21 protein-coding genes are annotated in these 20760 nt (G+C 73.6%); 10 read left to right on the top strand and 11 right to left on the bottom strand.

Annotated elements, in window-relative coordinates; genetic code table 11:
• Window positions 1-2: 2 nt before the first annotated feature.
• Both AB0H83_RS17995 and AB0H83_RS17990 read right to left on the bottom strand, forming a co-directional pair.
• A complete protein-coding gene (locus AB0H83_RS17995; RefSeq protein ID WP_360094511.1) occupies window positions 3-773 on the bottom strand; it encodes a metal ABC transporter ATP-binding protein in 771 nt (256 codons plus the stop codon).
• A complete protein-coding gene (locus AB0H83_RS17990; RefSeq protein ID WP_360094508.1) occupies window positions 770-1780 on the bottom strand; it encodes a metal ABC transporter substrate-binding protein in 1011 nt (336 codons plus the stop codon). The genes AB0H83_RS17995 and AB0H83_RS17990 overlap by 4 nt, the downstream gene beginning before the upstream one ends.
• Window positions 1781-2408: 628 nt before the next feature.
• On the opposite strand from AB0H83_RS17990, the gene AB0H83_RS17985 reads away from it, so the two are divergent.
• The 6 genes from AB0H83_RS17985 to AB0H83_RS17960 all read left to right on the top strand — a co-directional run bounded on the left by AB0H83_RS17985 (window position 2409) and on the right by AB0H83_RS17960 (window position 8168).
• Window positions 2409-3611, top strand: a complete 1203-nt coding sequence (locus AB0H83_RS17985; protein ID WP_360094505.1) for a ParB N-terminal domain-containing protein — start codon at window positions 2409-2411, stop codon at window positions 3609-3611.
• A gap of 175 nt (window positions 3612-3786) precedes the next feature.
• Window positions 3787-4239, top strand: a complete 453-nt coding sequence (locus AB0H83_RS17980; protein ID WP_360094502.1) for a hypothetical protein — start codon at window positions 3787-3789, stop codon at window positions 4237-4239.
• A gap of 134 nt (window positions 4240-4373) precedes the next feature.
• Window positions 4374-5468, top strand: a complete 1095-nt coding sequence (locus AB0H83_RS17975) for an AMP-binding protein (RefSeq protein WP_360094499.1) — start codon at window positions 4374-4376, stop codon at window positions 5466-5468.
• Complete coding sequence (locus tag AB0H83_RS17970; RefSeq protein ID WP_360094496.1) at window positions 5468-6841, top strand: aldehyde dehydrogenase family protein; 1374 nt, start codon at window positions 5468-5470, stop codon at window positions 6839-6841. The genes AB0H83_RS17975 and AB0H83_RS17970 overlap by 1 nt, the downstream gene beginning before the upstream one ends.
• Window positions 6842-6867: 26 nt before the next feature.
• The gene (locus tag AB0H83_RS17965; protein ID WP_360094493.1) at window positions 6868-7593 is read left to right on the top strand and encodes an SDR family oxidoreductase; all 726 of its coding nucleotides are present in this window, start codon (window positions 6868-6870) and stop codon (window positions 7591-7593) included.
• Between the two features lie 77 nt (window positions 7594-7670).
• Window positions 7671-8168 (top strand): MarR family transcriptional regulator, encoded by a 498-nt coding sequence (locus tag AB0H83_RS17960; RefSeq protein ID WP_360094490.1) that lies wholly within the window; start codon window positions 7671-7673, stop codon window positions 8166-8168.
• 15 nt (window positions 8169-8183) lie between these two features.
• Here AB0H83_RS17960 and tsaA read toward each other — a convergent pair whose 3' ends face one another.
• Window positions 8184-8657, bottom strand: a complete 474-nt coding sequence (tsaA, locus tag AB0H83_RS17955) for a tRNA (N6-threonylcarbamoyladenosine(37)-N6)-methyltransferase TrmO (RefSeq protein ID WP_360094487.1) — start codon at window positions 8655-8657, stop codon at window positions 8184-8186.
• A 175-nt stretch (window positions 8658-8832) separates the two neighbouring features.
• On the opposite strand from tsaA, the gene AB0H83_RS17950 reads away from it, so the two are divergent.
• Genes AB0H83_RS17950 through AB0H83_RS17935 form a run of 4 tightly spaced genes read left to right on the top strand, consistent with a single transcriptional unit; the run spans window position 8833 to window position 12085 of the window.
• Window positions 8833-9873: a ketoacyl-ACP synthase III family protein gene (locus AB0H83_RS17950; RefSeq protein WP_360094484.1), complete on the top strand. Its 1041-nt coding sequence runs from the start codon at window positions 8833-8835 to the stop codon at window positions 9871-9873.
• Window positions 9874-9932: 59 nt separating this feature from the next.
• Window positions 9933-10937, top strand: a complete 1005-nt coding sequence (locus AB0H83_RS17945) for an FAD-dependent oxidoreductase (protein ID WP_360094481.1) — start codon at window positions 9933-9935, stop codon at window positions 10935-10937.
• A gap of 15 nt (window positions 10938-10952) precedes the next feature.
• Window positions 10953-11855, top strand: coding sequence for a hypothetical protein (locus AB0H83_RS17940; protein WP_360094478.1), 903 nt, complete (start codon window positions 10953-10955; stop codon window positions 11853-11855).
• On the top strand, window positions 11852-12085 hold the full coding sequence (locus AB0H83_RS17935) for a hypothetical protein (protein WP_360094475.1): 234 nt from the start codon (window positions 11852-11854) through the stop codon (window positions 12083-12085). Before AB0H83_RS17940 ends, AB0H83_RS17935 begins: the two co-directional genes overlap by 4 nt.
• A 53-nt stretch (window positions 12086-12138) precedes the next feature.
• On the opposite strand, the gene AB0H83_RS17930 is transcribed toward AB0H83_RS17935, so the two are convergent.
• The 8 genes from AB0H83_RS17930 to AB0H83_RS17895 all read right to left on the bottom strand — a co-directional run bounded on the left by AB0H83_RS17930 (window position 12139) and on the right by AB0H83_RS17895 (window position 20333).
• Window positions 12139-13104 carry an FAD-dependent oxidoreductase gene (locus AB0H83_RS17930; RefSeq protein ID WP_360094472.1) on the bottom strand — a complete coding sequence of 322 codons (966 nt, stop codon included), beginning with the start codon at window positions 13102-13104 and terminating at the stop codon, window positions 12139-12141.
• 79 nt (window positions 13105-13183) lie between these two features.
• Window positions 13184-14212, bottom strand: a complete 1029-nt coding sequence (locus tag AB0H83_RS17925; protein WP_360094469.1) for a ketoacyl-ACP synthase III family protein — start codon at window positions 14210-14212, stop codon at window positions 13184-13186.
• Between the two features lie 37 nt (window positions 14213-14249).
• Window positions 14250-14555: a muconolactone Delta-isomerase family protein gene (locus AB0H83_RS17920; protein WP_360094467.1), complete on the bottom strand. Its 306-nt coding sequence runs from the start codon at window positions 14553-14555 to the stop codon at window positions 14250-14252.
• A gap of 45 nt (window positions 14556-14600) precedes the next feature.
• The gene (locus AB0H83_RS17915; protein WP_360094464.1) at window positions 14601-15824 is read right to left on the bottom strand and encodes an MFS transporter; all 1224 of its coding nucleotides are present in this window, start codon (window positions 15822-15824) and stop codon (window positions 14601-14603) included.
• Window positions 15825-16358: 534 nt separating this feature from the next.
• A complete protein-coding gene (locus tag AB0H83_RS17910; RefSeq protein WP_360094461.1) occupies window positions 16359-17108 on the bottom strand; it encodes an FmdE family protein in 750 nt (249 codons plus the stop codon).
• Window positions 17105-17710: a hypothetical protein gene (locus tag AB0H83_RS17905; RefSeq protein ID WP_360094458.1), complete on the bottom strand. Its 606-nt coding sequence runs from the start codon at window positions 17708-17710 to the stop codon at window positions 17105-17107. The genes AB0H83_RS17910 and AB0H83_RS17905 overlap by 4 nt, the downstream gene beginning before the upstream one ends.
• The gene (locus AB0H83_RS17900) at window positions 17710-19113 is read right to left on the bottom strand and encodes an adenylosuccinate lyase family protein (protein ID WP_360094455.1); all 1404 of its coding nucleotides are present in this window, start codon (window positions 19111-19113) and stop codon (window positions 17710-17712) included. The genes AB0H83_RS17905 and AB0H83_RS17900 overlap by 1 nt, the downstream gene beginning before the upstream one ends.
• Entirely contained in the window at window positions 19110-20333 is a 1224-nt protein-coding gene (locus tag AB0H83_RS17895) for a Glu/Leu/Phe/Val dehydrogenase dimerization domain-containing protein (protein WP_360094770.1), read from the bottom strand. Before AB0H83_RS17895 ends, AB0H83_RS17900 begins: the two co-directional genes overlap by 4 nt.
• Window positions 20334-20760 lie beyond the last annotated feature (427 nt).

Below are 20760 nucleotides of genomic sequence, written 5' to 3'. Positions count from 1 at the left end.
GGTCAGCCCGCCGTCGCCAGGGTGACCCGCGGGTCGACGACCAGTGGGAGGTCCAGGTGCCGCAGCACCTCCATGCGCGCGCCGTAGGTCTGCTCCAGCACGTCGGGGGTGATGACGTCGCTGGGGCCGCCCTGGGCGATGATCGTGCCCTTCACGCAGACCAGGTGCGGCAGGTGTGCCGCCATGCCGTTGAGGTCGTGCGTGGTGAGGATGATGGCGATGCCCTCGACGTGCAGGTCGGCGAGCAGGTGCAGGATGTCGTGGCGGGTGTTGGCGTCCACGCCGGAGGTCGGCTCGTCCAGCACGAGCAGGTGCGGGCGGCGGATCAGGGCGCGGGCCAGAAACATCCGCTGCTGCTGCCCGCCGGACAGCTCGCGGATGTGCCGCCGTTGCAGGTGCCCGATGCCGAGCCGCTCCAGCAGGCGGCCGACCTCGGCACGTTCCTCGCGGCTCGGCCACGGCAGCGCGGAGCGGGACGCGCGCCCCATCAGGACGCACTCGAAGACGGTCAGCGGGAAGTCCCAGTTCACCGTCTCCAGCTGCGGCACGTACGCGGTGCGCAGGCCGTCCCTGCGCCGCACCGTCCCGCCGGACGGCTTGACCGTGCCCAGCAGCAGGCGCAGCAGCGTCGTCTTGCCGGCGCCGGAGGGGCCGACCACCGCGCTGAACTGGTTGTCGTAAACGTCGAGGCTGACGTCGCGCAGCACGACGGTGCCGTCGTAGCCGGCGTCGACGCGGTCGAGCCGCAGCAGGCTGCCGATGTGTGCGCTCATTGGGGGTAGACCGCCTTGTCGGCCGTGGTGCTCTGGGTCAGCGGCACCGCGTCGAGGTTGGTCGTCGTGCCGCCGAGCCCTTTGATCATGGTGATGAAGTCGTACCGCATGAGCCCGAGCCACGAGTGCTGGTCCTGGCCCGGCTCGCCCGGCAGGTCGTCGTCGCGCAGGGTGTCCTCGTAGCGGGCGCCGGTGGCCCGTCCGACCTCCTCGAGGACCTTCGAGGGGAACACCTCGGAGCCGAAGATGGTGCGCACCTTCTCGGCCTTGATCTGCTCGATGAGGTCGGCGACCTCGCTGGGGGAGGGGTCCTCGAAGTTCTCCGGCTGCACCGCGCCGATGATCTTCCAGCCGAAGGTCCGGCCGAAGTAGGCGTAGGCGTCGTGGTACGTCAGCAGCGCCCGCCCGCCGGCGGGGATCGTCTCCTGGTCGAGGCGCAGCGCGGCGGCCAGCCGGTCCGCGGCCGCGGTGAACGCGGCGGTGTTGGCGCGGTAGTAGTCGGCGTTGGCAGGGTCCCGGGCGGCCAGGGTGTCCCGGATGACCTCGGCGTACTTCACCGCGTACGTGGGATCGGTCCACACGTGCGGGTTGGGCTTGCCGTCCTTCTCCGGGAAGGAGAAGTCGAAGATCCAGTCCTCGCGGGGCAGGATGCGGGTGCCGACCTCGACGATCTCGGCGCTGGCGCGCTTGTTCTGCGCGGCGAGCCGCTTCGTCGGGTCCTCCAGGCTCAGCCCGTTGATGAGGATGACGTCCGCCCGGCTCAGGGACTCGGCGATCTTCGGCGACGGGTCGAAGGTGTGGCTGTTGGTGCCCTCGGGCACCACCCCTTCCACCGACGCGCGGTCGCCGGCGACGGCGGAGGTGATACTGGTCAGTGGTGCGACAGTGGTGACGATGCGGAGCTTTCCTGCGTCGGCCTCCGCCGATCGGCTGCATCCGTGCAAGGCGCCGGTCACGGCGCACGCGAGCATGGATACGGCGACGACCTTCGATCGCTGCAGTCTCATGGCGGTCACAGTAAAACGGTGACCCAGCTATTGCATAGCATTTGCAACAGCAGATTCCCTGCAATACATTGAGGCCTCGTACGGTGGACCGTCCTTGCCGTCCACTGTTATCGCCGTCGATGTTCGACTGGGGCGCTTCCCTGGTTGAACACGCCGGATGTGGCCCCTGACCTGCGCAGAAAAGAATTCTGCCGGACGGCGTCACAATCACAGACCTGTGTCCGTCATTACGGGTGACGCGCGATCGCGACCCGTCCGGGGCCGCGTTCATCACCTGCCCAGCGGGGTGATGACGCCTGCATTCGGACGGTTCCGCCGTGCGAACAATCGCGGCCGTGCGGCCCCGGGACAGGACGGAGGAATGCCACGTGATGTGCGGCGGAAATGGTCGAAGTGTTGCGGCTGCGCTGTTTGAGCCGACAGTTCACACGGGCTTCCTACAGCCCTGGCGCCCGTGCTGTCCGGCGCGGCGCGGCGGCGGTCCGTCGCCGCATGGTGCATCGGGCACCGGTTCCCACACCAGGGAGCCGGTGCCCGATTTTCGTCCGCCGGTGCCGGGTCGCGGGGACCCGGGAACGGTGACATCGAGGCAGTGGCGGGAATGCAGCGCTGACGGAGAGGTGCACACGTGGAAACTGCAGTGACCAGCAGGGCGGTCCGGAGTGCCGGCAACGGCGCCGGCGCGGACGGTGCGATGGGCCGGCTGTCCGGCAGGGGCGCGTTCAGCGTGCCGGTGAAGGTGCAGATCGAGCAGTTACTACCGGCCGACTCGCCCCGCCTGGACGGCGAGAACGAGGCGCACGCGCGGATGCTCGCCGAGTCGGAGTCCGAGCTGCCGCCGATCCTCGTGCACCGCGCGACGATGCGGATCATCGACGGCATGCACCGGCTGCGGGCGGCGGTGCTGCGCGGGCGCGACACCGTCGACGTCCGGTTCTTCGACGGCCCGGCGAGCGCGGTCTTCGCCCTCGCGGTGGAGACCAACATCGCGCACGGCCTGCCGCTCTCGCTGCGCGACCGGGAGAGCGCCGCGGCGCGGATCCTCGCCGAGCACCCCGAGTGCTCCGACCGGGCGATCGCGCGGGTCAGCGGGCTGTCGTCGAAGACCGTCGGGGCGATCCGCCGCCGGTCGGCCGGCGACGGGCCGCAGGTCACCGCGCGGATCGGCCACGACGGCCGGGTCCGCCCGCTCAACAGTGCCGACGGCCGGCGCACGGCGAGCGCGTACATCGCCGCGAAACCCGACGCGTCGCTGCGGGAGATCGCCCGGGACGCCGGCATCTCCATCGCCACCGCCCGGGACGTCCGCGAGCGGATCAAGCGCGGCGACGACCCGATCCCGGCCGCCCAGCGGCGCACGAACCCGGCTGCCGCACCTCCTGCCGCGTCACCCCCCGCCGCGCCGAGCGCCGTCCCGAGCGCCGTCCCGAGCGTCGCGCCGGACGCCGCGCCGAAAGCCGTACCGAGCGCCGCGCCAGATGCCGGCTCGAACGCTGTACCGGCCGCCGAGCCTGGCACGTCGACGGTGACCCGCCTGCGCCCCCGCCGCGGCCCGTACGTGTCGAGCCTCGACCGGGCGAAGTCGGTGGTGGCGCAGCTGTGCAAGGACCCGTCGCTGCGCTTCAGCGAGTCGGGCCGGACCCTGCTGCGCTGGCTCGACTCCCGGGTCGCCGAGATGGAGGCCTGCGACCGGCTCTTCGACGCCGCGCCGGTGCACTCCTCCTACCTGCTCATCGAGTTCGCCCAGTGCTACGGCAACAACTGGCACGTGCTGGCCGACCAGCTCAAGACCCGCGTCGACGGCGCCGGTCTCGCCGCGACCAGCCCCTGACCGCCGCCCCGGCCGACCCGTCCACAGTGGACCACGGCGGCCGGCGGCACTGCCACACCGCAGTTTGCACAACCGATCCCGCCGTGCGATTTACGGCGATGGATGGACACGCCAGGGCGCACGTACGTTGCGGATCCGAGCCGGATCGCAACGCCCGCCGTGGAGGACGTGTCCGATGGCTGATGACGACGAGGCCCGCGCGGACGCTGCGCGACGGGCCGACCTTGCCGCGTTCGCCGAGTCCTGGCAGCTGCTGGGAGTCCTCGCGATCGTCCACCTCTGGCCGCCCATGCCGTGGGTGCGCCGCGGCGCACCGGCGACGCCGTCGCAGGCCGGCGCCGGCCGCAAGGCCCGCGCCGGCCGCCGAGGACGGCGCCGCGCAAAGCGTCGCGGCGGCTGGTGGCGGTGCGCCTGCGGCACCAGGCGCTGGCAGCTGCGCCGCTCGGTCCGCGCCGTGCGCGCCGCGGTGGTGAGCGGCCTGGTGTGGTTCGGGCTGAGCACCGGCGCGGGGCTCAGCGCCGATGCCCTCGCCGGCGTCGGGCGCTGGTGCGACGGCATGCGGGAGATCCCCGTGCCGTGCTGCCCGCGGGCGCTGGACGAGCTGGGCCCCGCCGGCAGCCCCGGCTGAGCCGGCCGCCCATCGAAACCGGTGCACGAGCGCTTGACGAAGTCCTGACGGTTCGGCATCGTCAGTCATGCGTAAGTGCTGACAATTGATGTCACTGACAAATTGTCCACCGGACGGACGGGCGGAGCATGCTGATGGCCGACGATCTCACCGCTGTGTTCGACACCCCAGTCGACCAGGTCCCGGACCTCGACGAACTGGTGCGGGCCACCATGGCGTGGCACTTCTCGCCCGGCACCGGCAGCCCGTACTGGGTCGGCAGGCTCGGCGAGCTCGGCTTCGACCCGATCGCCGACGTGAAGGGCTTCGCCGACCTGCACCTGTTCGACGCCGTCACGGTCGACTGGGCCCGCATCCCCGCCGGCCGGCTCATCCCCGCCGGCTGCCGCGGCGAGCGCTTCGGCGTGTACGAGTCCGGCGGCGCCACGGGAGCGCCGAAGCGGGTGGTGGACGCCACCTCCCGCCGGCGCAACGTGGAGTTCCAGAGCCTGCTGCTGGACCAGGTCGGCTTCCCCCGCGGCGAGGGCAGCTGGCTGCACGTCGGGCCCACCGGCCCGCACGTGATGGCGAAGAACGTCACCCACCTGGCCGGGCTGCGCGACTTCCTGTGCCACTACGTCGATCTCGACCCGCGCTGGGTGCGCCGCTGCGTCAGCCAGGGCCGGCAGGACCTGTTCGACCTGTACGTCGAGCACCTCGCCGACCAGGTCCAGGACGTGCTCGCCAGCCAGGACGTGCGCGCCATGTCGTGCACCCCGCGGATCCTCGAGCGCCTGGTGACCCGCCCGGAGCTCTACGACCTGCTGCGCGCGAAGCTGCGCGGGCTGATATGGGGCGGCACCAGCGCCTCCCCGGAGACGCTGCGGCTGTTCCAGGAGGAGGTCTTCCCCGACGCCGTCGTCATGGGCGCCTACGGCAACACCATGATGGGCGTCGCGCCGCAGCGGCCACCGGTCGAGGGCGACACCTACCGGTGCGTGTTCCGGCCGTTCCACCCGTACACGATGGTCGAGGTCATCGACCCGGCCGACCCGTCGAGGCAGGTCGCGCCCGGCGAGACCGGGCAGGTCAAGATCACCACGCTGACCCGGGACCTGTTCGTGCCGCCGACGCCGGAGCGCGACACCGCGGTCCGCCTGGCCCCCGTCGACGGCTACCCGGGGGTCGAGCTGGCCGACGTCAAGCCACGCGAGGCCATCGCCAACACGATCGTCGAAGGGGTGTACTGATGACCCTGCACCGGATCCCGCTCGTGCGCGCCGGGGTGCCGGCGTCCTCCGCGGAGACCGCGCGCCTGGACGCCGTCGACGGCACCCCGCTGGCGCTGGTCGACCAGGCCCCGCCGCTGCTGGCCACGCTCACGGTCGCGGACCTGCGCCGGCGCGGCCCGTCCGGCACGGCGCCGGACGCGGAGGTGTTTCGCCGCGCCGGCGAGCTGTTCGCCACCGCCGAGCTCGACGGCATCGGTCCCGAGCGGTACTGCGAGCTGCAGGCCCGCAGCGCCGGCATCCCGATCTCGACGGCCCGCCGCTCGCTGGCCGACATCCGCGAGGTCTGCACCCACATGGGCGAGCGGGTCGAGGCGGAGCGGCCGCCCGGCGCGGGCAGCGACGTCGAGGCGGGCCGCATCGAGGCCGTCTGGGCCCGCCGCGGCGACGTCCTGGCCGTCATCGCCCCGGGCAACAACCCCGGCGTGCACGTCCAGTGGATCCAGGGCCTCGCCCTGGGCTACCAGCTGGTGATCCGGCCGGGGAGCAAGGACCCGTTCACCCCGGCCCGGCTGGTCGCCGCGCTGCTGGCCGCCGGGGTCGAGCCGGCCCACCTGTCGCTGCTGCCGGGTGGCCACGCCACGGCCGACGCGCTGGTGCGGGCCGCCGACCTGAGCCTGGTGTTCGGCAGCGACGACGCCGTGCGGGCGTACGCCGGCGACCGGACCGTGATCCCGCGCGGCCCGGGGCTGTCGAAGCTGCTGCAGCTGGGCGAGCTCACCGAGCAGGCCCTCGACACGATCTGCACCTCCGTCGGCTACGACGCGGGCATGCGGTGCACCAACGCGAGCGCGGTCTTCACCGACGGCGACCCGATGGCGGTCGGCGCGGCGATCGCGGCGCGGCTGGCGCGGCTCGTGCCGGGCCCGCCGCTGTCGCCCGAGGCGCAGCTGCCGGTCATGCCGATCGGGCGGGCCACCGCGATGCGCGCCCACCTCGACGCCCGGCGGGCCGGCGCCGTCGACGTGGCCGCGCCCCTGTACCCCGACGGGCCGGTCACCGACCTCGGTGACGGCTCGGCGGCGATGCGCCCGGCGGTGCTGGTCTGCGACCGCCCCGACCATCCGGGCGCGGCGATCGAGCTGCCGTTCCCGTGCGTCTGGGTGCTGCCGTGGGATCCGACGGAGGGCTTCGCGCCGCTGCGCAACACCCTCGCCCTGACCATCCTCGGCGGTGACCGCAAGCTCGCCGTGGAGGCACTGCGCGAGCCGACGATCCGCAAGGTGCTCCTGGGACCACTGCCGACGTTCTCGGCCGGCACGACCAGCCCGCACGACGGGTTCCTCGGGCACGAACTGATGGAGGCACGCGGCTACGGGGTCGCGGCCGAATGACCACCCCCGCAGAAGGAGGAGCTCAGATGAGTCGGACCATCGTTGTGACCGGTGGTGGCGTGGGCATCGGCCGCGCCGTCGCGGCCGCGTTCGCCGCCGGTGGCGACCGGGTCTTCATCACCGGCCGGCGCGAGGACGTGCTGAAGGAGACCGCGGCGCAGCTCGGCGGCGACGTCGAGCCGGTCGTGTGCGACGCCACCGACGTGGACCAGGTCGAGGCCCTGCGCGAGCGGCTGCCCGAGGTGGTCGACGTGCTGGTGAACAACGTCGGCGGGACCGCGAACCTGCACCCGGACCTCAGCGGCGACCTGCGCGCCGTGGTGGCGCACTGGAAGGCCAACCTCGACTCCAACCTCATGGGCGCCGTGCTCACCACCACGGTGGTGGAGCCGCTGCTGCCCAACGGCGGCGCGGTGATCCACATCGGGTCGTTCGCGACCGACCGTGGCCAGGGCTCCTACGGCGCGGCGAAGGCGGCGCTCGCGTCGTGGAACCTGCACCTCGCCCGGCGGCTCGGCCCGCGGGGGATCACCACGAACGTGGTGTCGCCCGGGTACATCGCCGACACCGAGTTCTTCGGCGCGCACCTCACCCCGGAGTTCCACCAGGCGCGCACCGCCGAGACCCTGCTCGGGCGGGCCGGTGTCCCCGAAGACGTGGCCGGCGTGGTGCACTTCCTGGCGACCCCTGGCGCCCGGCACATCACCGCGCAGGTGCTGCACGTCAACGGTGGGGCGCTCACCACCCGGTGACGGCAGCGCCCCGCATGCCGGTACCCCGGCGGCCGACATATGATCAGGTCAGGTGATAGTCGATAGTGGGGTCGAACGTGGCGAGGCCGAAGATCGCAACCAGTGCACTGCCCGCCGACGCTGACGAGGCCGGCGCCGGTGCCCCGCGCGCCCCGCAGCTGTCCTCCGCCGTGTCGATGTGGCAGGCGTTCCTGCTGCGCAAGGCCACCCAGAAGGTCACCGCGATGGCCGAGGCGGCCCTCGGGCCGCACGGCCTGACCATGCGGCATTTCGGGGTGCTCAGCGCGGTGGAGGCCGAGCCGGGGCTCAACCAGCGCGTCCTCGGCGAGGGCCTGCGCATCGACCGGTCCACCGTCGTCGCGCTCGCCGACGACCTTGAGCGGGCCGACCTGCTCGAGCGCCGCCGGGGCGTGGACCGCCGCACCTTCTCGCTGCACCTGACCGAGCACGGCACCGAGCGGCTGGTCTACTTCAAGCAGCTGGTGGCAGACGTGCACACCGAGTTTCTGGCGCCGCTGTCGCCGGCGGAGCAGGCGATGCTGCGCGATCTGCTGTTCAAGATCGCGTCGCCCTGACCCGCCGGCCGCGGGTCAGTCGCCGGCGAGCAGCGGCGGCGGGGTGTCGGACCCCTGCGACCAGGGCTTGATGTCCAGCACCGGCGTGCCGTCGACGAGGTCGACCCCCTCGAAGCGGATGACGTTGCCGGTGACGTCCAGCAGCTTGACCAGGCTGAGCCCCAGCCGGTTGGGCCGGTTGGGCGTCCTGGTGGCGAACACGCCGCGGGTCTGCCCGGTGCCCTCCAGGCCGCGCGGGACCACGCGCATCTCGTAGGCCTCCTCGTCGGTCTGGGCGTGCAGCCAGGTCAGCAGCCACGCGTACCGGTGGCGGGCGAGGCCGTCGAGTCCTTCGGCGAACCGCTCGTCCAGCACGACCCGGCCGGGCTCGTCAGGGTTCTCGGTCGCCTGCGGGGGCGTGGCCTCCGGGCGGTCGTAGCCGGTGCGCACGACACCGATCGGGTGCAGCCGCACGCCGGTGCGGTCGGGATCCACGAACTGCTGTGCCACGTCTGTCCTCTCCTGCCTGCGACGGCGGGGCCTGCCAGGCAACGGTATCGGGCGGTGCCGGGCCGTTGACCCGGTACGGCCACTGCCGCATACTTTCAACACGTCAGTGTAGCTGACGATCCTGTGTACTGATTATTCGCTCCAGCGCCGAACAGCTGCCGCCAGGGGGTCGAACGTGAGATCCAGTCCACCGCTGACCGAACCGCCCGCCATCGCCGCGATCGGCGCCTGGCTGCCGCCGCGCCGCGAGGACGCCGCCGGCGCCGTGGCGGCCGGCCGGCTCGACACCGAGACCGCCGAGCGGCTCGGCTACGACGCGCTCGCGGTCAGCGACGAGCACGCCGGCCCCGAGATGGCCGTGCTCGCCGCAGGCAAGGCGCTCGCCGAGGCCGGCTGGTCCGGCAGCGACCTCGACCTGGTCGTGCACTCCTGGATCTACCACCAGGGGCACGACTTCTGGTCCCCGCCGCACTACGTGGCGAGCCAGGTCGGCGCGCACGACGCGCTCGCCGTCGGCGTCCAGCAGACCTCCAACGGCTGCGTCGCGGCGCTCGAGGTCGCGCTGAGCCGGCTGGCCGCCGACCCGGGCGTGCGGCGCTGCCTGGTCACCACCGGCGACCGGTTCGCCGGGCCGGCGTTCGACCGTTGGTTCGGCGACATCGACGTCGCCTACGGCGACGCGGGCACGGCGCTGCTGCTGGACCGCACCGGCGGGCCCTACCGGCTGCTGTCCGTCGCGTCGGTCTGTGTCCCGCGGTACGAGGTGCTCTACCGCGGCGACGACCCGTTCAGCCCGGCACCGCGCACCCCGCGCGATCGCGTCGACGCCCGGCGCACCAAGATGGTGTTCCGCGCCGGCGGCGGCTGGCTGCAGTTCGTCGGGACGCTGCGCAACGCCGTGCAGCGGGCGGTCCGCGAGGCGCTCGCCGACGCCGACCTGACCCTCGACGACCCGCGCGTGCGCTACCTGTACATGCCGCGCATCGGCACCGGCGCCATCACCCAGTTCTACGGCCCGGCGGCCGCCGACATCGGCGTGCGGCACGCGGAGATCGTCGTGGCCGGCCGCGACACCGGGCACCTCGGCGCCGGTGACCCGGCCGCCGACCTCGCGGACATCGACGCCGGCCAGCTGCTCGCCCCGGGCGAGGTCGCGCTGCTGCTCAGCGCCGGCAACGGCTACACCTGGTCGTGCGTCGCCGTGCGGCGCGACTGACCCACACCGTCCACATCAGACGGTTGACAGAGGACATCGCGCGACACGGAGGAACTCGCATGGCACAGGGAATCGACGTGCTGGTGCTCGGGGCCGGCGTCGCCGGTCTCACCACCGCGGTCTGCCTCGCCGAGGCCGGCTGCCGGGTGCGGGTCCGCACCGGTGAGGCGCCGCGGGACACCACGTCGGCCGTGGCCGGCGCCATCATCGGCGGCCCGCTCTTCGCCGACCCGGTCGAGGCCGCCGCCAAGTGGCAGCCGCTGGACACCAACCTCGCCTGGCACCGCGCCGGTCTCGCCGAGTTCGGCGCCCTGGCCGCCGTCCCCGGTGCCGGCGTGCGCATCGCCCGGGGCAGGATGGTCAGCCGGCTCGGCGCCGACGACCAGCCCTGGATGCACGGCCTGCCCGGGTACGCGCCGTGCACCGCCCAGGAGCACGCCGGGTTCCCGGTGGCGTTCCAGATGTCGGTGCCGCTGGTCGACATGCCGCGCTACCTCGGGTACCTGACCGACCGCCTGCTCGCGGCGGGCGGCGAGCTGCTGGTCACACCGGTCGGCTCGCTGGACGAGGCCGCGGCCGAGGCGCCCGTCGTGGTCAACTGCACCGGGGCCGGCGCGCGGGCGCTCGCCGGCGACCCCACGCTCTTCCCGGTGCGCGGCCAGCACGTCGTGGTGGAGAACCCGGGCCTGGAGGAGTTCTTCTTCGAACGCAGCCCCGGCGCCACCTCCACCAGCTTCCTGCCGCACGGCGACCGGCTGCTGCTCGGCGGCACCGCCGACCGCGACGTGTGGAGCCGCACGCCCGACCCGGCGCAGACCGAGCAGATCGTGCGCCGCTGCGCCGAGGTCGAGCCGCGCATCGCCGGCGCGCGGATCCTCGGCGTGCACGCGGGTCTGCGGGCCACCCGCCCGCAGACCCGGCTGGAGGAGGAGCGCCGCGGCGGCGCCCGGGTCATCCACAACTACGGCCACGGCAGCGTCGCCGTCGCCATGTCGTGGGGCTGCGCCCGGGACGTCCAGCGGCTGGTCGAGCAGGCCCCCGCCCGGCCCGCCGCCGTCTCGTAGAACGCCCTCACGGGCATGAAGGAGGAACTCGTGTCGGTCATCGACAGTGCACTGACCACGGCGGGCCCGGTGGGCTCTGCCGGCACGGGAGGGCTCGGCCTGCCCGTGCTGTCCGCGCCGGAGACGGCGCTGCTGCGCAGGCTCGACGGGGTGTTCGAGGGCTGGGGGACGCAGGCCGGCGCCCAGTCGATGATCATGCCGCCGCTGCTGCCGGTCGCGTCGCTGGCCCGGCTGGACTTCTACGACAACTTCCCGCACCAGGCGGTGGTCGTCAGCGCGCTCGACCTGCGCAACGGCCGGCCAGGGGCGGACGGGCCGCCGGTGGCGTTCGCCGGCGACGCCCTGGAGCCGGCGCGGCTGGCCCTGCCGTCGGCCGCCTGTTTCGCGGTGTACCTGTCGATGGAGGGCGCGCGGCTGACCCAGGACACCACGGTCACCGTGCTGGGCCGCTGCTTCCGCCGCGAGGAGCACTACGAGCAGCTGCGCCGGCTGCTGGGCTTCCACATGCGCGAGGTCGTGGCGCTCGGCTCGCGCGAGTTCGTCACCGCGCACCTGTCGCGCTTCGAGGCCCGCATCTCGGCGTTCCTCACCGCGCTGGGGCTGCCGTTCACCAAGGAGGCGGCGACCGACCCGTTCTACGACCGCGGCGGCCAGCGGGCGCTGCTGCAGCGGCTCTCCCCGGTCAAGCACGAGTTCGTGGTCGACGGGCTGGCCATCGCCTCGCTCAACGTGCACCGCAACTTCTTCGGCGAGCGCTGCGACATCCGCCACGGCGACGCCGCCGACCCGGTGTTCACCGGGTGTGCCGCGTTCGGTCTGGAGCGGTGGCTGTCGGTGCTGCGGGGCCGGTTCGGCGACTGGGGCGCCGCCCTGCAGGCCGTCGAGGCGGCCGCCACGGACAGTGCGGTGGCGTCGTGACCGGCGCTCTGGAGCAGGTCACCGCCTGGTTGCTGGCGCGCCACCCCGACCTGAACGGCATCGACCCCGACGACGACCTGATCGAGAACCGGCTCATCGACTCGCTGGGCTTCCTGGAGTTCCTCGCCCTCATCGAGCGGCTCACCGGCCGCCCGGTCGACGTCGAGGCGACCGGCATCGACTGCTTCCGCTCACTGTCCAACCTGGACCGCGCGTTCTTCGCGGCGTGAGGACGACGAACGAGGCCCGCACCGTCCGGTGCGGGCCTCGTCGGCTGTGCCGCTCAGCGGCGCACGGCCTGCGTGACCATCTGCTCGATCTCCCGGGCGCAGCCCCACGACATGCCGATGCCGGCGCCGCCGTGGCCGTAGTTGTGGATGACCCGGGCGTCGCCGAGCGTCTCCTCCTCCAGCCGCGCCTGCGGCCGGGCCGGGCGCAGGCCGACCTCGACGCTCAGCACGGGCGCGCCGGCGATGCGGGGCTCGATCGCGATGCAGCGGCGCAGGATCGCCTCGGTCTGCGCCGGGTCCGGCTCCAGGCTCCAGTCGCCCGGCCCGATCGTGCCGCCGAGAACGAGGCGCTTGAGGTGCGGGATGAAGCTGGTGATCTCGGCGGCCTTGGTGCGCTCGTAGAAGAACTCGGTGAGGCCCGGGTTCTCGACCACCACGTGCTGCCCGCGGACCGGCTTGAGCTGCGGATCGCCGGTGAGGCGCTGCGCGCCGACGCCGGTGCAGTTGACGACCAGCGGCGCCGTCGCGGCCGCCGCCTCCAGGGACTCGACCGCGCCCAGCTGCACCACGCCGCCGGCAATCTCCAGCCGGCCCGCCAGGTACTGCAGGTAGCGCGGCATGTCCACGACGGGCGAGCTCATCCAGAACCCCATCGGGTAGCCGGCGCGCTCGGCCTCGTCGCACTCGGCGAAGTCCGCCATCTGGCGCGCCCACCCGGGGGTGGTGTCCTCGTCGCGGCTGACCGTGCGTCCGCGGGCGATCCGCACCCCGGTGCGCGGGTCCGCGGCGAGGTCCGTGAACTCCCGCAGCGTGGCCCGCAGCCACCGAGACTCGTCGTCCTGCGGGTCGTCGGTGACCGGGCCGGCGATCATCGCGCCGGCAACCGCGGACGTGGTGTCCTGCGGCGACTCGCCGGCCTGGACCCGGACCGGCACGCCGGCCTCGGCCAGGCACACGGCCGTGGTCAGCCCCATCACCCCCGCGCCCACGACCAGGACGTCACCGTGCTGTGCCACCATGTTCCTCCTTGATCCGCGGTGCAGGACCGCGTAGTGCCGACAGTGTTGCGACGCTCGGAAGATATCGCTGCCGGGCGATCTATTCGGCCCGGACCGCGATACACGACCAGGTGAATCCGCCGCCCACGCTGAGCAGCAGGGCCACCTCACCCGGGGCGAGGCGCTGGCCCGCGTGCAGGTCGGCGAGGTTGGCCAGGGAGTCCCCGCCGCCGAGGTGCCCGGTGTCCCGGCCGAGGTTGAGCACCTCGGCGTGGCGCAGCCCCAGCTCGGCGACCGGCTCGTCGAAGGACTCGGCCAGCCCGCTCAGGCCGATGCGGGGCAGCGTCAGGTATCGCACCCGCGGGTCGCCGGCGCTCAGGCCCGCCTCGGCCAGCGCGGTGCGCACCACGTGCTTGACCGCCTGCCGCAGCCGGGCCTCGAACGCGGGCCCGGCGCCGGTGGCCATGAAGGCGCGCTTGGTGCCCCGCACGTCGACGCGGTCGGCGTGCTCGCGGGCGGCCGGGCTGAACAGGTCGTCGCCGCGGTGCATCGCCTCGTACCGGGTGGCACCGTCGGACACCACCGACAGCAGCCGGTAGGGGCCGTCCTCGCGGTCGAGCACCAGGGCGGTGCCGGCGTCGCCGTAGGCGGTGTCGTAGTCGCCGCACCACCGGTCGAAGCCGGGCTCGGCGAACCGGTCGGCGGTCGTCACCAGGCACCGGCGCAGCGACGGGTCCGCGACGAGCCGCGACGCCGCGACCTCGAGGGCCGCGGCGCCACCGTTGCACATCTGCTGGACGCCGACGGCGATGGCGTCGTGGGCGCCGACCTGGCTCGCCACGTAGTGCGGCGGGGACCAGAAGTCGTGCCCCTGGTGGTAGGTCCAGGAGTGCACGACGAGGCCGAGGTCGGCGCCGGACCAGCCGGCCTCGGCGAGGGCCTTGCCGGCGGCCAGGACCGCCATCTCCGGTGCGGCGTGCTCGGTGCTCACCGCCAGGTGCCGGTAGCCGAGCCGCTCGGCGGTCTCGGCGTCGAGCCGGCCCTCCGCGACGGCGCGGGTGGCGTCGTCGCGCTGTGGCGGCAGCCAGGCGCTGATCGCCGCGATCGCCGGTGGCGGGGAGAATCGCATCGTCGCCCTCCTCGGGTCCGGTGGCCTCGGCCGGCCGTTACGCCGCCGCGTCCTGCGCGTAGGCCGTCGGGTTGTAGCTGCCGGGCTCGATCAGCGGGTACACCTCGAACTGCAGGTGCGGGCCGACCGGGCTGCCGTAGAGCACCGACATGAGCTCCTCGTGCGAGCCGACCTCGTAGACGTTGAGCCCGGCCGAAGCGCCGACCAGGATCCACCGGTGCTTGAGCACGCCCCTGTCGAGCAGGTCCTTGGTGTACGCGAAGCCGTCGCTGAGCCGGACCTGGAACTCGTCGGCGGTGATGCCGATTGGTGCCTTCCGCGCGATCACGGCGAACAGGGCCATGGTGCCTCCTCGGTTCAAAGTCGTCAGTTGCATCATTTATCAGTGTTACTGACTGTCTAGCGCCACGGCTTCCGTGTCAAGGACCTCGGCGCCGGGACGCGCGGTGGACCGGGCGAACCGGGCCCGGGCCAGCGCGCCCACCACGGTCACCGGCAGCGTCACCGCGGCGGCGATCGCGAAGAGCGTGCCGAAGGCGCCGCCGTTGGCCAGCCCGGTCACCGCCGCGGTGCCGACCGCGGCGCCGGTGAAGACCGCGCACGCGACCAGCGACGCCACCGTGCCGAGGGTGCCCGGCGCGGCCACCTCGACGCCCCAGGTCTGGATCGTGGACTGCCCCAGCGACAGCGCCATGCCGGCCAGGACGCTCGCGGCGAGGATGCCGCCGAGGCTCTGGCTGTACGCGGCGACGGCGAAACCGGTGAACAGCAGCGTGCCGCCGAGGGCGAACATCGCCGCCTGGCTGACCCGGGTCTCGAGGATCCCCACCAGCGCGCCACCGGCCAGCGCGGCGAGGCCGTAGGAGCCGGTGACCACGCCCGCCACCACCACGCTGCGGCCGTCGGCCTGCAGGGCGGCGTTGAAGAAGTTGAAGAAGCCCAGCATCGCCGCGCCCTCGACGAACGTGAACACCAGCAGGAACCGGAACCAGCCGCCGCGGGACACGGCGCCGATGCGCCGCAGCGCGCCGGGCCCGCCGGCGCCCGCCGTGACCGGCTCCGGCAGCCGGCCGTAGAGCAGGGCGAGGGCCGGGGCGGCCAGGCCGACGAGCAGCACGGCGGGCCGCCAGCTGACCAGGTCGGTGAGCAGCCCGGCGAGGATCGTGGCCAGGCCGCCGCCGATGGCGCCGCTGGCCAGCAGCCCCGCCATCGCGCGCTGCCGCTGCTGGGGGGCGACCCGGTCGCCGATGTAGGCCAGCGTCAGCGGGATCATCGCCGCGCCGAACGCGCCGGCCACCGCCCGGCCCGCGATCAGGACGCCCACGTTCGGCGCGGCGGCGGCGAGCAGGTTGCCGGCGCCGATGCCGAGCAGCGCGACGCGCATGACCTTGACCCGCCCGACGGTGTCGGACAGGCTGCCGTGCACGGGCTGCATCGCGCCGAACAGCAGCAGGTACGCGGTGAGCGCGAACGTGACCGTGCCGAGCCCGACACCGAAGTCCTCGGCGATCGGCAGCAGCAGCGGGTTGATGACGACCAGATCGAAGTCGATGAGGAAGAAGCCGGCGAACAGCACGGCCAGGCCGGTGCTTCCGGCGGTAGATTTGGGCATCGGGATCCTTATCCGGCAGGGCTGGGATGCCGCCCGCTCACGACGGGGCACCGACGACCGTGAGATCTGTCGGCACACTGATTGTCCGGAGCGCCAACGTTACGATCAGTATGGTGAGGGCGATACGCACCGTCAAGGACGGCGGGCGCGGCCCGTGAAGGCCGCACCCGCCGCCGGAGCCGCCCGGCGCTCAGCGCGCCGGGCAAGGGTCTACAGCGGAACCCGCGGCCCGGCCCGCCGGCGCGGCGGGCATCCCGCGCCGGTGGACCGGTGTCCGGATGGGACGCGACCACGCACCGCGCCACCGGATGCGGCCGCGGGTCCAGGGCAGGGCTACCGGTCATGGGCGGGGCCGGGGCAGTGGCGACCGGCCGGGGGTGCGGCCCGGCGATCCGGGTGCGGCGGCCGAGCGGCGTGAACCGCCATGGCCGCGCGACCCGTGGCTCGTGCCGTCCCGCGGTGTCCGGCCGGCGGACGGCGGGGCGGCGGCGACATCGGGGGTCCCGGTCGCGCCCGCCGCCGGCCCGCCCGCGCTCAGTGGTGGTGCGGGTGCGGGTGGGCGCCGGCGTGCGCATGTCCGTTGTCCTGCGGCGACTGCGGGTGGGCGTGCGCGTGGGCGTGGGCGTGCGCCCGCGGGTGGGCGTGGTCGTGTCCGTGGTGACCGTGGTCGGGCGGCAGGACACCGCCGTGCGCGGCGAGGTGGCAGGCGGGGCAGACCATCCGGCCCCGGTGGTTGTGCAGCGTCGCGACGCTGGTCTGGTCGCCGCAGTCCTCGCACGGCTCCGTCGGCCGGACCGCCTTGACCGCCGGCACGTCACCGGAGATCTCCTCGACGAGCAGCAGCTCCTCGACGGGCGCGGCGAGGATCCGGGCGGTGCGCGCCTGCTGCGCCACGGCGAAGGCCGCGCGCTCCTGCGGGCTGGCCACCCCGGCCTCGATCTTCTCCGCGAGGGCCCAGGTCGCCTCGTCACGGTAGGCGTCGCCGCCCGGCCGCGCGGAGACCCGGATGCCGGTGGCGTCGCCGCGCCGCCAGAACGTGAACACGTTCTTGCCGTTGTCCTGGTGGACCAGGTTGCGCTTGCCGTACGTACAGCCGGTCAGCACCTGCACGGCGTCGATCGCGCACGCGTCGGTCTCGCTGACGGCCACCACCTCGTTGCCGGTGTCGTGCCGGCCGAACCGCGCCAGCGCGACCTCGGCGACGCGGGCACCGACGCTCGCGCCGGGGCATTCGTGTCCGTGGAACCGGACGATCTCCGGATACCGTTCGTTGAGTGTGGTCACAGTGCTGCGCTCCTCAGTTCGGGTAGGAGGCGAACGCTCGCCTCACGCCGGTTGTCGCCTTCGTAGAAGGCCCGCAGGGTCGGCTGGTGCAGGTCGACCGCCGAGACGATGAAGACCCACTGGCCGGTGCCGTCGGCCAGGACGCGGTCCAGTGCGGTGCAGGTGTCCCGCCGCGGGTCGTGCGGCCAGGCCACCCGGTGGGTGTGGTAGTTGCCGAACATCGTCCAGTCGTGCTCGTCGCACAGCCGGGCGAAGGCCAGCAGCTCCTGGGGGTGCGCGATCCAGCCGCGCTGCTCGTTCGGCGTCTGCGACGGGATCGCGTGGGCGTCGACGATCTCGTCCATGTCGGCGGCGTGCTGGCCGTCGTGGCGCAGGTTCAGCAGCAGCGGCGCGACCGCCGTCACCTCGAACGCGCCGCCGCGGGGGCGGCCCGCCAGCATGCCGAAGGCCTTGCGCTCGGCGGTCTCGCCCGTCACGTAGTAGCTGGTGAGCTTGCGCACCACGTGGCTCATCACCGTCGCGTACAGCGGGCGCGGCATGAGGATCTCGGTGAGCAGATCGAGGCGCTGCGCCGTGCCGCTCGGCTGCGTGGCGAGCGACATCAGTCCGCCCCTGCCCCGGGCCGGCCGAGCCACTCCTGCGCCCGGGCCACCACCTGCCGGGTCAGCGCCCCGGACTGGCCGAGGTACGCGCCCGGGTCGAAGATCCGTTCCAGCTCGGCGTCGTCGAGCAGCTCGCCGGCCTCGTGCGTGCGGATCAGCTCGCGCAGCGGCACGCCGTCCTGCCGGGAGGCCTGGCTCAGCTCGTACACGTGCTCGTGCGCGGTCTGCTTGCCGACGTGCCGGCCCAGCGCCAGCATCAGCCCTTCGGTGGCCAGCTGCTCGGACACCGCGTCGGCGTTGGCGCGCATCCGGTCGGTGTGCACGACCAGGCCGTCCAGGACCGACCGGACGATCTCCGCGGCGGCGAGCGTGTAGTGCGACACGTCCGGCACGCACACCCACTCGGTGCGCAGCGACCGCGAGTCGCGCTCGTTGTCCCCGGCCATCGCGAACATCGCGGCCGGCATCAGCCCCGCGGTGAGCCGGGCCATGACGACGGCCTGCTCGCACGCCTCCGGGTTGCGCTTGTGCGGCATGGTGCTGCTGCCGACCTTGCCGTGCTGCCAGCCCTCCTCGACCTCGCCGAACTCGGGCCGCGACAGCAGCCGCAGCTCGTCGGCGATGCGCCCCATGGTGCCGGCGACCATCGCGAGGGTCGAGGCGTACTCGGCGATGCGGTCCCGCGCGACGTGCCAGCCGACCAGCGGCGCGCTGAGGCCGAGCCGGTCGGCGAAACCCTGCAGCAGCGGCAGCGCCTGGTCGCCGAAGCCGGCCATGGTGCCGACCCCGCCGAACAGCTGCGCCGCCTGGACCCGCGGCCGCATCTGCGCGATGCGCTGCGTGTGCCGCAGGATCTCGTCGATCCAGCTGGCGATCTTCACGCCGAACGAGATCGGCAGCGCCGGCTGGGCGTGGGTGCGGCCGAGGGCCACGGTGCCGTCGTGCTCCTGCGCCAGCTGCACCAGGCGGGTCACCGTGCCGCGCAGCACCGTCTCGAGCTCGTCGAGCACGTCGCGCATCTCCAGCGACTGGCCGGTGTCCTGGATGTCCTGCGTCGTCGCGCCGAGGTGGATGTACTCCCCGGCGTCGCCGACGGCGCTCTGCAGGACCCGCAGCAGCCCGACGAGCGAGTGCCCGGTCCGGCGGATCTCCAACCGGACCGCGTCGAGGTCCAGCAGCTCCACCTGGGCGGTGCCGGCGATCTGCTTGGCCGCGTCGACGGGGATGATGCCCAGGTCGGCCTGCGTCAGGGCGAGCGCGGCCTCGATGTCCAGCCAGCGTTGGAACCGGCATCGATCGCAGAAGATCCGCTTGGTGGCGGTCGTGCTGTACCGGTGGCCGTAGAACGCCGAGTCGACGATGTGGCTGCGCTCGTGCACGCACGGATCGGTGGTGATGCTCATCGGGCTTCTCCTGTCTGGTCGGCGGTGCGACGGTGCGCGGCGGCGGCGACGCGGTTGCCCCGCGGCCGGCGGCGCGTGGTGACGTACGGGCTGTGCCCGTAGGGCCGGTGGTCCGGCGACACCCGGGCCGCGGCCGCGATGTTCGCGGCGACCCGGCCGGTCGGCAGGCCCGTGCGGCGGGCGTGCTCGACGATGTCCGTCACCAGCTCGGTGACGAGGTTGCCGACGAGGTCGAGGACCTCGGCCGGGGACGGGGTGAGGACCGGGCCGAAGAGCGCCTCCATCGAGGCGGACCCGCCCACGCCGCCGATGAAGTCCGGGATCACCAGCACCCCCCGCTCGTACAGGATCTGCTCCGCCGCGGCGCTCAGGCCGCAGTTGGCGCCCACGACGACGACCGGTACCGGCAGCGCCGCGGCCTGCTGCCCGGTCATCGCGTCCGCGCCGGCGGCCAGCACCAGCACGTCGGCGGGCAGGTCGAACAGCGCCGCCGGGGGGCGGCTGCGGGCGTTCGGGAGCAGGGCGGGCACCGGCGAGGACTGCTCCGTGGCCAGCATGCGCCGCACGTCGAGGCCGCCGGGGTGCACGACGCAGCCGTGCTCGTCGGCGACCGCGCTCACCGCCGCGCCCGCCTCGGCGAGCGACTCGGCGGCGGCCCGGCCGAGGTTGCCGAAGCCCTGCAGGCCGACGCGCAGGCCGCGGGCGGGCCGGCCGTCCGCGCGGGCCGCGGCGAGGGCGGCGTGGGCAAGCGCGTGCCCGGCCCGGCGCTGCCCGACGGTCCGGGTCCGGACCGGGGCGTCGAGGATGGCCATGCGCCGCTGGAACTCCTCGTCGGTGAGCTCCTGCGCGGTGCGCACCGCGTACTTCACCGACGGGATGCCGACCTCGGCGGCGAGCCGCTCGAGCCGCTCGAAGCGGGTCCCCATGTCGCAGCCCATGCTGTACCGCAGGCGCAGCTCGTGGCCCAGCCAGGCCAGGAACCGGCGCAGCACCGCGTCGGCGTCGGCAGCGCGCGGGTCGTGGTCGATGCCGCACTTCGCGCCGTCGACGTTGGTGCCGAGGACCCGCTGCTTGAGGGTCATCCGCGCGGCCAGGGACCGCAGCGTGTCGGCGGTGAGGCCGGGCTGCATGCGGCAGCCGCCGGCGGCCAGCCGGCAGTCGGACCGGTCGTACACGAGAAATCCGGAGCATCCGTTGATCGGGTCGGTGTAGTGCAGCACGTTGCTCAAGGGATCCTCCGAATCGGAGAACAATGCGCGAAACGCATCGCGGAATGTGAATCTGCAGACAGCAGGACGCCACGTCGAGGCGCAGTTCAGCCGACGTGGGCGAGGTGGTGGGGAGGTGGACCGGGCTGCCGTCCAGGACGAACCATACGCACGCGGCGTTCGTTTGTCGTCAATTCGTGAAGGGGTTGCGGCAGCAATGTTCCGGTCGATGTCACGCACGTGCGGCGCACCCGGCGGAGGTGCTGGACGCGGGGTGCGGTGTTCAACGGTGGAGTCTCCACGGTTGAACGCGGGGGCGGGGCGCGGGGGCAACGGCGCGGCATGGCGGCTGCGGGCGCCCGGTGGATCCGGCGCCGGACACGGTCCGGCCGGACGGCCGTGGTGCATGGCCGTCCGGCCGGGGGTGCCTACCGGCGCG

Origin of the sequence: Dactylosporangium sp. NPDC050688, assembly GCF_040654515.1 — a bacterium.
Classification (GTDB): Bacteria; Actinomycetota; Actinomycetes; order Mycobacteriales; family Micromonosporaceae; genus Dactylosporangium.
The sequence above is the reverse complement of the archived record's forward strand: the minus strand, read 5'-3'. Positions and strand labels throughout refer to the sequence as shown.

Coding starts and splice junctions, on each gene's coding strand:
- AB0H83_RS17965 (WP_360094493.1), top strand. CDS start 6,868: ATGAGTCGGACCATCGTTGTGACCGGTGGTGGCGTGGGCATCGGCCGC.
- AB0H83_RS17970 (WP_360094496.1), top strand. CDS start 5,468: ATGACCCTGCACCGGATCCCGCTCGTGCGCGCCGGGGTGCCGGCGTCC.
- AB0H83_RS17925 (WP_360094469.1), bottom strand. CDS start 14,212: ATGCGATTCTCCCCGCCACCGGCGATCGCGGCGATCAGCGCCTGGCTG.
- AB0H83_RS17905 (WP_360094458.1), bottom strand. CDS start 17,710: ATGTCGCTCGCCACGCAGCCGAGCGGCACGGCGCAGCGCCTCGATCTG.
- AB0H83_RS17945 (WP_360094481.1), top strand. CDS start 9,933: ATGGCACAGGGAATCGACGTGCTGGTGCTCGGGGCCGGCGTCGCCGGT.
- AB0H83_RS17915 (WP_360094464.1), bottom strand. CDS start 15,824: ATGCCCAAATCTACCGCCGGAAGCACCGGCCTGGCCGTGCTGTTCGCC.
- AB0H83_RS17990 (WP_360094508.1), bottom strand. CDS start 1,780: ATGAGACTGCAGCGATCGAAGGTCGTCGCCGTATCCATGCTCGCGTGC.
- AB0H83_RS17940 (WP_360094478.1), top strand. CDS start 10,953: ATGAAGGAGGAACTCGTGTCGGTCATCGACAGTGCACTGACCACGGCG.
- AB0H83_RS17980 (WP_360094502.1), top strand. CDS start 3,787: ATGGCTGATGACGACGAGGCCCGCGCGGACGCTGCGCGACGGGCCGAC.
- AB0H83_RS17995 (WP_360094511.1), bottom strand. CDS start 773: ATGAGCGCACACATCGGCAGCCTGCTGCGGCTCGACCGCGTCGACGCC.
- AB0H83_RS17920 (WP_360094467.1), bottom strand. CDS start 14,555: ATGGCCCTGTTCGCCGTGATCGCGCGGAAGGCACCAATCGGCATCACC.
- AB0H83_RS17930 (WP_360094472.1), bottom strand. CDS start 13,104: ATGGTGGCACAGCACGGTGACGTCCTGGTCGTGGGCGCGGGGGTGATG.
- AB0H83_RS17975 (WP_360094499.1), top strand. CDS start 4,374: ATGGCCGACGATCTCACCGCTGTGTTCGACACCCCAGTCGACCAGGTC.
- AB0H83_RS17900 (WP_360094455.1), bottom strand. CDS start 19,113: ATGAGCATCACCACCGATCCGTGCGTGCACGAGCGCAGCCACATCGTC.